The 12,200-nt window shown below is 38.9% G+C and carries 13 protein-coding genes and 1 riboswitch; of the genes, 8 read left to right on the top strand and 5 right to left on the bottom strand.

Annotated features, from left to right (window positions below; translation table 11 throughout):
• Window positions 1–204: 204 nt before the first annotated feature.
• A riboswitch (glycine riboswitch) is annotated at window positions 205–297 on the top strand.
• A gap of 184 nt (window positions 298–481) precedes the next feature.
• From gcvT to gcvPB, 3 genes are read left to right on the top strand one after another with little or no spacing between them, the layout of a single operon-like run.
• A complete protein-coding gene (gcvT, locus tag F7732_RS07075) occupies window positions 482–1,585 on the top strand; it encodes a glycine cleavage system aminomethyltransferase GcvT (protein WP_151573218.1) in 1,104 nt (367 codons plus the stop codon).
• A gap of 15 nt (window positions 1,586–1,600) precedes the next feature.
• Entirely contained in the window at window positions 1,601–2,947 is a 1,347-nt protein-coding gene (gcvPA, locus tag F7732_RS07070; protein ID WP_151573217.1) for an aminomethyl-transferring glycine dehydrogenase subunit GcvPA, read from the top strand.
• The gene (gene gcvPB / locus F7732_RS07065) at window positions 2,940–4,400 is read left to right on the top strand and encodes an aminomethyl-transferring glycine dehydrogenase subunit GcvPB (RefSeq protein ID WP_151573216.1); all 1,461 of its coding nucleotides are present in this window, start codon (window positions 2,940–2,942) and stop codon (window positions 4,398–4,400) included. Before gcvPA ends, gcvPB begins: the two co-directional genes overlap by 8 nt.
• Window positions 4,401–4,454: 54 nt before the next feature.
• On the opposite strand, the gene F7732_RS07060 is transcribed toward gcvPB, so the two are convergent.
• Entirely contained in the window at window positions 4,455–4,892 is a 438-nt protein-coding gene (locus tag F7732_RS07060; RefSeq protein ID WP_151573215.1) for a cell wall hydrolase, read from the bottom strand.
• A gap of 181 nt (window positions 4,893–5,073) precedes the next feature.
• Window positions 5,074–6,192: an acyltransferase gene (locus F7732_RS07055; protein ID WP_161598841.1), complete on the bottom strand. Its 1,119-nt coding sequence runs from the start codon at window positions 6,190–6,192 to the stop codon at window positions 5,074–5,076.
• A 310-nt stretch (window positions 6,193–6,502) separates the two neighbouring features.
• On the opposite strand from F7732_RS07055, the gene F7732_RS07050 reads away from it, so the two are divergent.
• Together F7732_RS07050 and F7732_RS07045 are read left to right on the top strand one after the other, a co-directional pair.
• Window positions 6,503–7,108, top strand: a complete 606-nt coding sequence (locus tag F7732_RS07050; RefSeq protein ID WP_151573213.1) for a YdcF family protein — start codon at window positions 6,503–6,505, stop codon at window positions 7,106–7,108.
• A 146-nt stretch (window positions 7,109–7,254) separates the two neighbouring features.
• The gene (locus tag F7732_RS07045; RefSeq protein ID WP_151573212.1) at window positions 7,255–7,449 is read left to right on the top strand and encodes a hypothetical protein; all 195 of its coding nucleotides are present in this window, start codon (window positions 7,255–7,257) and stop codon (window positions 7,447–7,449) included.
• Here F7732_RS07045 and F7732_RS07040 read toward each other — a convergent pair.
• Together F7732_RS07040 and F7732_RS07035 are read right to left on the bottom strand one after the other, a co-directional pair.
• The gene (locus F7732_RS07040) at window positions 7,446–8,222 is read right to left on the bottom strand and encodes a serine/threonine protein kinase (RefSeq protein WP_338024077.1); all 777 of its coding nucleotides are present in this window, start codon (window positions 8,220–8,222) and stop codon (window positions 7,446–7,448) included. The genes F7732_RS07045 and F7732_RS07040 overlap by 4 nt on opposite strands.
• 197 nt (window positions 8,223–8,419) lie before the next feature.
• Complete coding sequence (locus tag F7732_RS07035) at window positions 8,420–8,800, bottom strand: rhodanese-like domain-containing protein (protein WP_066443721.1); 381 nt, start codon at window positions 8,798–8,800, stop codon at window positions 8,420–8,422.
• Between the two features lie 180 nt (window positions 8,801–8,980).
• Here F7732_RS07035 and F7732_RS07030 point away from each other — a divergent pair, with 180 nt between their 5' ends.
• Window positions 8,981–9,817 carry a lipoate--protein ligase family protein gene (locus F7732_RS07030; protein WP_151573210.1) on the top strand — a complete coding sequence of 279 codons (837 nt, stop codon included), beginning with the start codon at window positions 8,981–8,983 and terminating at the stop codon, window positions 9,815–9,817.
• A 200-nt stretch (window positions 9,818–10,017) separates the two neighbouring features.
• Window positions 10,018–10,902, top strand: coding sequence for a patatin-like phospholipase family protein (locus F7732_RS07025; protein WP_151573209.1), 885 nt, complete (start codon window positions 10,018–10,020; stop codon window positions 10,900–10,902).
• Window positions 10,903–10,922: 20 nt separating this feature from the next.
• Here the strand turns inward: F7732_RS07025 and F7732_RS07020 are convergent, their stop codons facing one another.
• Window positions 10,923–11,309, bottom strand: a complete 387-nt coding sequence (locus tag F7732_RS07020; RefSeq protein WP_240056556.1) for an SA1362 family protein — start codon at window positions 11,307–11,309, stop codon at window positions 10,923–10,925.
• Between the two features lie 308 nt (window positions 11,310–11,617).
• Between F7732_RS07020 and F7732_RS07015 the strand changes: the two genes are divergently transcribed.
• Window positions 11,618–12,142 carry a YqhR family membrane protein gene (locus F7732_RS07015; RefSeq protein ID WP_151573207.1) on the top strand — a complete coding sequence of 175 codons (525 nt, stop codon included), beginning with the start codon at window positions 11,618–11,620 and terminating at the stop codon, window positions 12,140–12,142.
• Window positions 12,143–12,200: the final 58 nt, after the last annotated feature.

Genomic DNA, 12,200 nt, shown 5'->3' with positions numbered 1-12,200 from the left:
AATAGCTTTGAAAGTTTTGAAATTTGTCACATTATGAAAATGGCTGACATCTTTTTTTATGAAATCTTGATTGATTCCATTAACTTTTTAGTGACCGGTATGAATATTGAAATGCTAATGCAAGATGGCATGATGCGTTATTTCATACGAGACATTTTTGCTTATCTATCAGTATGACCATCTTGGAAAATTTTTATAATGCGAATGACAGCAAGGGGAGAGACTGCTATTTAAGCAGCGCCGAAGGAGCAAGCATTCACATGTGAATCTCTCAGGCAAAAGAACTCTTGCTTGACGCATCTCTGGAGAGAGTCCATAAAAGGGCCACCCAAGAGGACAGCCATGCATATGGTTAAACTTTCAGGTGAAAGGACAGAGGTCTTCTCAGATTATATGAGGGGATTTTCTGTCCTTTTTTGATGAATTTTGCTGTTCCTGAATTTTCTAAGTTTTCACTTTCAAATTAGAGGAGGACAAGTAAATGTCACAATTAAAGCGCACACCTTTGTTTGATGTATATAAGGAATACGGTGCGAAAACAATTGATTTTGGAGGCTGGGATCTTCCTGTCCAGTTTTCCAGCATTAAAGAAGAGCATGAAGCAGTAAGAACTAAAGCTGGATTATTCGATGTATCCCATATGGGAGAAATTGAAGTGAAAGGACCAGACAGCCTAAGCTATCTTCAAAAAATGATGACAAATGATGTTTCGCGTCTAAAAAATGCTGGTGCCTTATATACAGCCATGTGCTATGAAAACGGCGGAACAGTTGACGATTTACTTGTTTATAAATTAAAAGATGAACACTATTTGCTGGTAGTCAATGCAGCGAATATTGATAAAGATTACGATTGGCTGAAACAGCATGAAGAAGGAAATGTAGAGGTTATTAACTTATCAGAGCAATACGCACAGCTGGCACTGCAGGGACCGCTTGCAGAAACAGTTTTGCAAAAGCTGACAAGCGATGATTTATCTTCAATCGGATTTTTTAAATTTCAGGAAAATGTTGATGTAAATGGTAAACAAGCGCTTGTTTCACGCACAGGCTACACAGGTGAAGATGGATTTGAAATATATTGCAAAACAGAAGATGCAGCTGCTATCTGGAAAGATATTTTAGAGGCCGGAAAGGAAGATGGTGTTTTGCCATGCGGACTAGGATGCCGGGATACTTTGCGTTTTGAAGCCAATCTTGCACTTTACGGGCAAGAGCTCTCCGCAGATATTTCACCGCTTGAGGCAGGCATCGGTTTTGCTGTGAAACTGAATAAAGAAGCTGACTTTATTGGAAAAGCAGCTCTAGAAAGTCAAAAAGAAAACGGCATCCCGCGCAAGCTTGTTGGAATTGAAATGATTGAGAGGGGAATTCCCCGTCATGGCTACCCTGTTTACAAAGGCGATGAAAAAATCGGCGAAGTAACAACGGGTACACAATCACCAACATTAAAGAAAAATATCGGCTTAGCCTTATTAAAGACAGAACATGCTGTTGTAAATGAAGAAGTAGAAGTGGAAATTCGCGGAAAGCGTGTAAAAGCACAGGTTGCCGCTACACCTTTTTATAAAAGAGAGAAGAATTAATAGGGGGCCAAACACATGAAACATCGCTACTTACCGATGACAGAGTCAGATAAAAATGCCATGCTCGAAGCAATCGGCGTTCAATCAGTAGATGAGTTATTCAGTGATATTCCAGAAAGAGTTCGTTTTAAAGGTGAATACAATATTAAACCTGCAAAACCGGAAACTGCCTTAATGAAAGAACTGACATTACTGGCACAAAAAAACGCTGATCTTAAAACACATTCAAGTTTCCTTGGTGCTGGAGTTTACGATCACTATATGCCTGTCATCGTTGACCATGTATTGTCCAGGTCCGAATTTTACACAGCTTACACACCTTATCAGCCTGAAATTTCACAAGGAGAATTGCAGGCGATCTTTGAATTTCAAACGATGATTTGTGAGTTAACAGGGATGGATGTAGCAAACTCTTCTATGTATGACGGCGGAACAGCTTTAGCAGAGGCTGCCATGCTTTCAACAGGGCAAACTCGCCGCAAAAAGGTGCTCGTTTCAAGTGCTGTGCACCCAGAATCCAAGGAAGTTGTTAAATCATATGCAAAAGGCCAGTATGTTGAAGTAATTGAAATTCCTCATAAAGATGGTGTGACAAATCTTGAAGCATTAAGCGCTATGATGAATGATGAAATTGCAGCTGTTGTCGTGCAGTATCCGAACTTCTTTGGCCGGATTGAGCCGATGAAGGAGCTTGAGCAAATCATTCATGAACATAAAGCAATGTTTGTTGTATCGAGCAACCCTCTTGCGCTTGGTGCACTAAAGCCGCCTGGTGCCTTTGGAGCGGATATTGTAGCAGGAGATGCACAAGTATTTGGCATTCCTACTGCATTCGGAGGACCACACTGTGGATATTTTGCAGTCAGCAGCAAATTAATGCGTAAAGTTCCTGGACGTTTAGTTGGGCAGACAGTGGATGAGGAAGGCCGCCGCGGCTTTGTCTTAACATTGCAGGCACGTGAGCAGCATATCCGCCGCGATAAAGCTACATCGAATATTTGCTCTAATCAGGCATTAAATGCACTGGCAGCTTCAGTAGCCATGACGGCACTTGGGAAAAAAGGCGTAAAAGAGATGGCTGCAGCGAACATGCAAAAGGCTTTTTACGCAAGAAATCAATTCAAAAAAGCTGGATTTGAGATTGCTTTCGAAGGACCTTCTTTTAATGAATTTGTGGTTAAGCTAAATAAACCTGTTAAAGAAGCAAATGTTGAGTTATTGAAAAAAGGAATAATCGGCGGATATGATCTGCACAGAGATTATTCAGAGCTGGCTAATCACATGCTGGTTGCAGTGACAGAATTAAGAACAAAAGAAGAAATCGATACTTTTGTACAAGAATTGGGGGATTATCATGCATAAGGAAGATCAGCCGCTTATTTTTGAACTAACAAAGCCAGGACGTATTGGCTACAGCTTGCCGGAATTGGATATACCTGAGGTTGATATGAGCGAAATGCTGCCGGAAGAATACTTGCGCGTGGAAGAAGCCGATCTTCCGGAAGTTTCTGAGCTTGATATCATGCGCCACTATACGGCCTTATCAAAGCGGAATCATGGTGTAGATTCAGGTTTTTATCCTCTAGGTTCTTGTACAATGAAATACAATCCGAAAATCAATGAAAATGTTGCGCGCTTCAATGGCTTTGCACATGTTCATCCGCTTCAGGACGAAAGCTCTGTTCAAGGTGCTATGGAATTAATGTACGACCTGCAGGAGCACTTAAAGGAAATTACAGGGATGGATGAAGTAACACTTCAGCCTGCTGCCGGAGCACATGGCGAATGGACTGGGCTAATGATGATCCGTGCTTACCATGAAGCAAATGGCGATACAAATCGCACAAAAGTCATCGTGCCTGACTCAGCTCATGGAACAAACCCTGCTTCTGCAACCGTTGCAGGCTTTGAGACAGTTACTGTTAAATCCAATGAACATGGATTAGTGGATTTGGAAGATTTAAAGCGTGTAGTGGGAGATGACACAGCGGCACTCATGCTGACGAATCCTAATACTCTTGGATTGTTTGAAGAAAATATTCTTGAAATGGCTGAAATCATTCACGGTGCCGGCGGTAAGCTTTACTATGATGGAGCCAATTTAAATGCCGTTTTATCTAAAGCTCGCCCTGGAGATATGGGCTTTGATGTAGTTCACCTTAATCTTCATAAAACATTCACAGGCCCGCACGGCGGCGGCGGTCCAGGATCTGGTCCGGTTGGCGTTAAAGCAGATCTGATTCCTTATTTGCCAAAGCCAGTTCTTGTGAAAAAAGATGATGTATTTACTTTTGATTATGACAGACCAGATTCAATTGGCCGTGTAAAACCATACTATGGAAACTTTGGCATTAACGTACGTGCCTATACGTACATTCGCACAATGGGTCCAGATGGATTAAAGGCTGTTACGGAATATGCAGTATTAAATGCAAACTATATGATGAGAAGATTGTCTTCTGCCTACGATCTGCCATTTGACAGACATTGCAAGCATGAGTTCGTTCTAAGCGGAAAGAGACAGAAAAAGCTTGGGGTACGCACACTTGATATTGCCAAACGCCTGCTTGATTTTGGTTATCATCCGCCAACCATTTACTTCCCGCTTAATGTCGAGGAGTGCATCATGATTGAACCGACAGAAACAGAATCAAAAGAAACGCTCGACAGCTTTATTGATGCTATGCTGCAAATTGCAAGAGAAGCTGAGGAAAATCCAGAAATCGTTCAGGAGGCTCCTCATACAACGGTTATTGGCCGTCTAGATGAAACTCTGGCTGCCAGAAAGCCTGTATTGAAGTACGTAAAACAATAATATAAATAGAAAGGGATGCTGCATCAATGCGGCATCCTTTTCTTTAATGAATAATTATCTATAGGCGCTTTCGCATGTGTTGGCTTGCGGCTCGTAGTAACAATGCTGTTTAAACTGCCCGGCAAATGGCTGGCCATACCATGTTGGCGGACATGGCGCATAAGGATTAAAATACCAAAGAGCATATTTTGAAGGATGCTGCCGCCAATTTTTCACCACTCTGCGTGCCAGTTCTCTCTCAACCTCTCTTGCCGGGCTATAAAATAAATTGCCTTTTTGTACAGCTTCAAATGAATAATTGCCGCCTTGAACTTGAAAAATGACATCCCTTATCGTTCTTACATCCCTAAAATCTAAACAATCAGCTGCAGCTCGATTGACAATAACATTTCCAACCATCAGCATCCCAAGCTGTCCTTCACCCTCAGCTTCTGCTCTCATCATTCTTGCAATTAAATCAATATCTTTACTGGTATACCTTACTCTTGTCACGGCGATCACCTCTAAAATATTGTATGAAAAAACCGTTCATACATGTTAGCTTTTCGTAATTTTTCTTTGCTGAAAACCTTATGTAACAAGCTGTATATTACTTTGTATATAAATAAGCCCTGCTGAGATTTCTCTCAGTCAGGGCATTCTAATTGGGAACAAGCGAGCTGTCTCCGTTTAACTAAATTGATTCACTTGCTTGTTCACTTTTCTTAACCTTCCAAAATTGTTCCTGTTTTTTAGGCAGCTTTCCAAATAAGAAGCTAGCATAAGGCAGATATGAATGTGCCAGCCAGATGATTAAATAACACAAAATGACAGTAATTATATACTGTAAGGGAATCATAATATGAAAAGATAAACCTGTTCCCCTTGTAGGAAGTAGATTCATTACTTGATATAACACAAGTGGATGAAGCAAGTAAAAACCAAATGAATAGGATGCTACATTTTTAAATCTTTTTGTCGTGGTCTCACTAAATGCTGTACTGAACCTTTCTGACATGTAAAAGAAAAAGAAGCTTCCTCCTACATAAAAACCCATAACAAGTAATTTATAGACACTATCAGGAATGGCAATCTGTTCAATGAAAGAATTTTGGTAACGAATGTATATGACTGATATGCTACATGCTAAAAATAGAATGGCGAAGGTACACATTTTTTTCTTTGTCATTTTCGCTTTTATTTCGTCATAATGAAGACCAATCCAGCCCCCAAGTAAAAATGCACCTAACGAATTAACAAAACGGAAATTATCCCAGCCATAATTCATTCTCATCATAAAGAAAAAGAATTCGAGAATAATCCCAATGAGCCAAAGGTATTTTTTTAGGAGATGAGACTTTTTGACAATCATGATCATAAAAGGAAGCAGTAAATAAAATTGAACGACTAAATAAATAAAATGCAGTTGATACTTGCTGCCTCCGGATAAAATATTCTCCCATATATTAGGGATACTAAAAACCCTTGTTCCTAAATACAATTGTTCCATCTCGTAAATAAGAGACCAAATGATATAAGGCACCAATATAAAGATGACACGTTTTTTCCCATATTGATAAAGTTCCTTAGGGGTAAATGATTTGTTTCTATAAATATAGAAAAAAACAATTCCTACCAGCATAATAAAAATTCCAACTTCGACACGAACAAAGTTATTCATAAAATGATAAAACTGATGCTGAATCGAATCTACCGTAAATAAGTGCCGATATTGAGCAGTAGTGTGAACAAATACAACAAAAAGCATAGCGAATACTCTTAGATAGTATACGGATAAAATCTCTTTCTTCATAACCATGCCCCTTTTTATATAGTTTGTTAGTTATAAGTATGCATACCCATTAATTTAAAGTATTAGTATACTACTAGACTCCCTTTACATGCTATTTTTTGTAAAAGGTAATATAATCCAAGCTATATTAGTATAAATCTCAACCGAAAAAGGGATATTTTACGCAGGTATTCTTGAATGAAGCCATTAAGTGGATACATCTGCTGCCAATCTGTAACTGCAGTGGCGGCAAAAAGATGAAAGAAGGATTCCGGCAATGATTGTTGAAATTACTTAATATGTAAATTTTATAGAAAAATAGAGGTGGCAAATGCTCATTTCCGAATTAGATGCTGAAAAGCTGACAGATTTTCAAATGTCCAAATTGTTATTTTCGGGTATTGAAGATGATCAGAAAAATGGGGATTGTATATTTGTAGCAGGCAGCAGTAAGGCAATCCAGTACCGTCTGCCAAAAGCTGTTGATTTATATCGTGACGGAAGAGCGGATAAATTAATTTTTGCAGGCGGAGTAAAGTGGAATGGAAACAGTGATTCAGAGGCAGAATTGTTAAAAAAAGAAGCCATTAGATTAGGGATTCCAGAAAAAGATATTTTAGTGGAAGATGTGTCCTTACATACATTAGAGAATGTTCTTGCCTCACTTCTTTTATTAAATAGAGAATTTCACCTGTATAAAATGAAGCGGCTGCTAGTTGTCACTGCTTCTTGGCATATGAGAAGGCTGCATTTAACGTTAAAAACCTATATGCCTAACTGGATTGAATACACCCTGTGCTATGCTGAAGATCAGAATACAAGGGAAGATAACTGGTTTCTTAGCGATATTGGCAGACAACGTGTGAAGAGCGAATGTACAAAAATCATTCAATATGTAAAACAAGGGGCGTTGTTTGATCAGGAGATAGAGGTGTGACATGTACCGATCATCACAAAATGAAGAGTGAGTGTGCATATTATACCTAAAACTTGCCTAAAACCATGAAGTGACCTTAGACTGATTAGTATGTTAAGAAGTGAAAAAACACAAAGACTGCATTCAATCAGAAGAGGAGGGTACTTATGTTTAAAAAAATATTAAAGCAGATTACAAAGATGTCCCGTGACAGCAGTGATCGAAGACGCCATAATCGCCGCTACAGCAGCAGTGACCGGAAATACTATGGCCGGGGAAGCAGTAGCAGCAGTCGAGGCTACAAACGCAATCCGCTGGGCGGAAGCAAATATTATAAACGGAGAGGCAGAAGCAGCAGTTAATCGGGTTCCCTCTGTGCTTCTAATGCTAATTGAAGATCTGCTGAAATTTCAGCAATGTTTCCGTAGGGAGCCTGAATTTGCAAAAGCCTCTTTAACAAGATAGTTGTTTCTAATTTTATTGAAAGTTCTTCTGTCCATGGAAGAGCTTTTTTATGTTTAGATGTATAAGTGGTGTACAGTAAATATAACAGAATCTCTCCTAAATCATAATAATCCTGCAGCTTCATTTCCAGCTTGTCATCGTGATTTTTGGGTGACTGTGCTAATCCTAAATCAATTAAATAATACTCCTCTTTGTTGTGAATGACATTTGGGATTCGTATATCTTGATGGTAAATGTCTTTTTCGTGAAGATAGTTTATGAAATGAAGCAGATGAGTAAGGACGAGCAGGGATTCTTTTTCATTAAAGGTAGTTTTTTTACTAAATATGAGATCCTCTAAATTATCTCCTTCAATTAAGTTCATGACGTAAAACACAGTTCCATGACTTGCAAACGTATCATAAACCTTCGGGATATAAGGATGGTCTAGACTCCTTAAAATAGAAACCTCATTTTTAAATAGTTCTATTTCCTTTTTGTTCTGATATTTACTTGGACGAAGCTGTTTAATCACTTTTTTCTCGACCGTTAATCGGTCAATGCATAAGTACACAAGTCCATAACTTCCTGCACCTATTATATTCAATACTTCATAGTGCTGGTTAAGCACGGTTCCTTTGTGAATCGGTTTATCGGTAAAAAATTGATGGATTTTTCGAATGAAACGCACGATAGTATCCCCTTTAGGATTGTTCTCTGTTCTTGTTCAGAAGAGGAAATTTCAATATCAATGTTTTAAAAATAAAATAAACGCAAAAGAGGCTCCTTCACAGAAAAGGCAGCCTCTTGCTGTTTTATACTTTCAAAAAATAAAATTGCTGACAAGCAAAATTTCAAATATGAAGTATAAGTGCAAAGTGCACGAGTTTATTTTTTCTTAACCTTGCCGCTCCATTTTTTGAAGCCGCCCTGCAGATGACTAAGGTTTTTGTAGCCTTTTCTGTTTAAAAGTTGAGCCGCTCTGCCGCTTCTCATGCCGCTTTGGCAATATAGATAAACAGGCTTATCAGGACGCAGTTCCTGAAGTCTCGTTTTAAGCTGTGATAATGGGATGTTTCTTGCACCGAGAATATGTCCAGCTTCGTATTCGTTTGGCTCGCGGACATCAATCAGCTGTGCCTTGCGGTAGCCTTCCCGGAATTCTTCCTCTGTAAGTGTTTTAACGATTCTCTTCTGAATTAGCCAGTTAACGACAGAATAAACAACAATCGCACCAAGCATAATCAAAAGGAAATAAAGGATATCCAATGTGTCTTTCTCCTTTCACACATATGATAAGACAAGTATAATTATATAAGGCATCACTATATGAGTAAAGAAAAACAGATAAATTTTTATGTGAAACACAATTGCTTTTTTTCTAAATGGAAGTTTGCTAAACTTTGGATTGACAGCAAGTAAATAACAATTCGTAAAAGAGGGTTTAAAATGGCAAAGGAAGTATGGCGGTTTATTGATTCAGGAAATCATTCGGCAGCATTTAATATGGCGCTTGATGAAGCGCTTCTTGATTGGAACAGCGAAGGAAAAATCCCGCCGGTTATCCGTTTTTATGGATGGGAACCAGCGACATTATCAATTGGTTATTTTCAAAAAGTCGAGAAGGAAATAAATATGGACATGGTCAAACAGCATGGGCTTGGATTTGTGCGCCGCCCAACTGGTGGCCGAGGTGTCTTGCATGAGCATGAACTTACATATAGTGTTATTGTTTCAGAGGAACATCCTAAGATGCCTAAAACGGTTACGGAAGCTTACCGTGTTATTTCAGAAGGAATTTTAAAAGGATTCCACAATCTTGGAATGGATGCTTATTTTGCCGTTCCTAAAACAGAAGCAGACCGCGAATCCTTAAAAAACCCCCGTTCAGCTGTTTGTTTTGATGCACCAAGCTGGTATGAGCTAGTTGTAGAAGGACGTAAGGTAGCTGGAAGCGCACAAACGAGACAGAAAGGGGTCATCCTGCAGCATGGCTCGATTCTGCTGGATCTTGATGAAGACAAGCTCTTTAGTTTATTTAAATATCCCAATGAGCGCGTAAAAGAAAGAATGCAAAAAGCATTCAAAAGCAAAGCAGTGGCAATCAATGCAATTGCTAAAGAGAACGTAACCATTGAAATGGCAAAAAAAGCGTTCAAAGCAGGTTTTGAGGAAGGCCTGGATATTGAACTTGAGCCTTATGAGCTAACAGAAGAAGAATTGGCATACGTCTATAAAATTGCAAAAGAACGATATGAAAGCGATGAGTGGAATTTTAAAAGATAATATAGCAACCGAGAGAGGCTGGAGGATCGTCGTATCCCAGCCTCTCTCTTTTTCTTTAGGATTTCCTCACCCAAGCCACTGAACCAATTTATATCTTTATTTTAAATATCACTCCAATGCTGAATAAATAAAATCGTACTATTTTCCATTACCACTGCTTAAAGATGTAATAGGCGAGTTCTGCGCAGGGGGTGGCAAACATGTTTATTGATGGCGTGTTTTCAGGGGGAGGCATTAAAGGTTTTGCGTTAGTTGGTGCTTATGAAGTAGTGGAGAAGCGGGGCTTCCGCTTTAAAAGGGTAGCTGGAACAAGTGCCGGGTCAATTGTGGCAGCCTTAATTGCAGCTCAATATACAAGTGATGAAATCGCTGAATTAATGAAGGAACTGGATGTTAAGACATTTATGGATGATCGGAAAGCATTTATTCCGTTTGCTGTGACAAAGTGGATTTTCTTGTATTGGAGATTGGGGCTTTACAAAGGCGCAGAGCTTGAAAAGTGGATGGCAGAAAAGTTGGCAATTAGAGGAATTAAGACGTTCTCTGACTTGCCGCCACAGGCTCTTCGGGTGGTTGCGTCAGATTTAACGAACGGCAGACTTGTTGTTTTGCCAGATGACCTCCCGAATTATGGAATCGACCCAGGGTCATTTTCTGTTGCAAAAGCAATCCGAATGAGCTGCAGTCTTCCTTATTTTTTTGAACCTGTTAAATTGCATGCCCAGAATCAAACAAGTCTGATGGTAGATGGCGGTGTATTAAGCAATTTTCCAATGTGGCTTTTTGATAAAGAAAATGTAAAAAAAGTGCGGCCGGTACTTGGCGTTAAATTAAGCCACAATTTAAATGAGCGTGAGCCTAAGAAAATTAATAATGCTTTTAAGTTGTATGAAGCATTGTTTGAAACGATGAAAGATGCACATGATGCTCGTTATATCTCCAGGAAACATGCGCAAAATATTATTTTTATTCCGACAGATGGCGTACTGGCAACTGAATTCGAATTGACAGAGGAAAGAAGAAATGATCTGCTTGAACTGGGAAGACAGTGTGCTCAGGAGTTTTTTTCAAAATGGAGTTATTAAAAACATAAAAACGGGCTTCTTTATAAAGATGCCCGATTTTTTCTTTTGCTCTTTTTTCCTTCTATAACAGTGAGCTGTACAGATGATTTTTTCTTTGGTTTTTTGATAGAGGTTAGGGAAGCAGTTTTTGTTTTGCGGCTTGCACTTGAAGTCGCGTCCTTTTTCATAAACCGTTTTTTGGATTTTCTGGCAGCTTGTTTAAACGCATGGTTTTCTTTATTGCCAGTATTACTGGAGGTTACACGCGTAATCAGAAAATAGATTATTGCGATGACAATCGCAGCTATGGCGACTGTGCGCAAAACGCCAGCTGGATCAGAGAATACACTGACGGCAATTCCCAATACCCCCAAAATAATGAGTGCTGCAACAACATAAAATGAAACTCGATTCTTCAAGAATGCCACCTCCTTAGGTACTTGTTATTCAAAGAATTTTGCATAACAATTTCAGGCACGATATACTTCTATATATTTTTTCCATAAAAGACATTTTTAAACGATAAAAATGAAGGTTGTATTCGTTATTATAATAAATTCTCTTTTTCTGCGTCAAAACCTTTAGAAGAAATAAAAATATGTTTAAGAAAAGAGGTTTAATGCTCGTTTCATGTCATCCAATAATCATGCAGCACCAAACATATGCCTTATTAAATTCTATTGAACATGCAAAGGAATAATTGCAGCGGGACATACTAGGTGTGGAGGTGTTTATTTTGGCTGATAAAGATAACAAAAAACTGGAGCAAAATCAAAAAGAAAAGCCGATGTCATTTTTAATGATGACGGTTTTAACTGGCCTGGTAGGCGGGATACTCTGGAGTGGTGTAGGTTATATTGCACATGTTTTTAATTTTACAGAGATTCCTGCTAATACAATATTAGAGCCATGGACAATTGGAGATTGGAAAGATGGCTGGCTGGGGATCGTCATCTCAATTTTACTTATGGGAGCGATCTCCATTGTTGCTGCTCTCATTTATTATGCTCTATTAAGAAGATTCTACAGTATCTGGATCGGAATGGGGTACGGAATTGTCTTATTTTTATTAGTATTTTTGGTGCTGAATCCAATTTTCCCAGGGATTCCTCCGTTCGGGGAGCTGGAAAGAAATACAATAATAACTTCAGGTTGTTTATACATTTTATATGGAGTGTTTGTGGGTTATTCAATTTCTTATGAAAATAGCGAAATAAAGAAAATGGAACAAAAGGCAGAAGAAGCCGATGCGCGCAGTTAAAGGTCTTTTGGATGCAGATAAAAACCTGTTCTGAAGATCATTTCAGAGCAGGTCAGAT

Origin of the sequence: Bacillus mesophilum (genome assembly GCF_008923265.1) — a bacterium.
In the GTDB taxonomy this organism is placed as follows: domain Bacteria; phylum Bacillota; class Bacilli; order Bacillales; family Cytobacillaceae; genus Cytobacillus; species Cytobacillus mesophilum.
Note: the sequence above shows the minus strand (reverse complement) of the source record. Positions and strands in the feature narration are given on the sequence as shown.

What these genes read in the sequence shown, in the direction of transcription:
- F7732_RS07025 (WP_151573209.1), top strand. Translation starts at nt 10,018, where the DNA reads ATGTTTATTGATGGCGTGTTTTCAGGGGGAGGCATTAAAGGTTTTGCG.
- F7732_RS07030 (WP_151573210.1), top strand. Translation starts at nt 8,981, where the DNA reads ATGGCAAAGGAAGTATGGCGGTTTATTGATTCAGGAAATCATTCGGCA.
- gcvPA (WP_151573217.1), top strand. Translation starts at nt 1,601, where the DNA reads ATGAAACATCGCTACTTACCGATGACAGAGTCAGATAAAAATGCCATG.
- F7732_RS07050 (WP_151573213.1), top strand. Translation starts at nt 6,503, where the DNA reads ATGCTCATTTCCGAATTAGATGCTGAAAAGCTGACAGATTTTCAAATG.
- gcvPB (WP_151573216.1), top strand. Translation starts at nt 2,940, where the DNA reads ATGCATAAGGAAGATCAGCCGCTTATTTTTGAACTAACAAAGCCAGGA.
- F7732_RS07045 (WP_151573212.1), top strand. Translation starts at nt 7,255, where the DNA reads ATGTTTAAAAAAATATTAAAGCAGATTACAAAGATGTCCCGTGACAGC.
- F7732_RS07055 (WP_161598841.1), bottom strand. Translation starts at nt 6,192, where the DNA reads ATGAAGAAAGAGATTTTATCCGTATACTATCTAAGAGTATTCGCTATG.
- gcvT (WP_151573218.1), top strand. Translation starts at nt 482, where the DNA reads ATGTCACAATTAAAGCGCACACCTTTGTTTGATGTATATAAGGAATAC.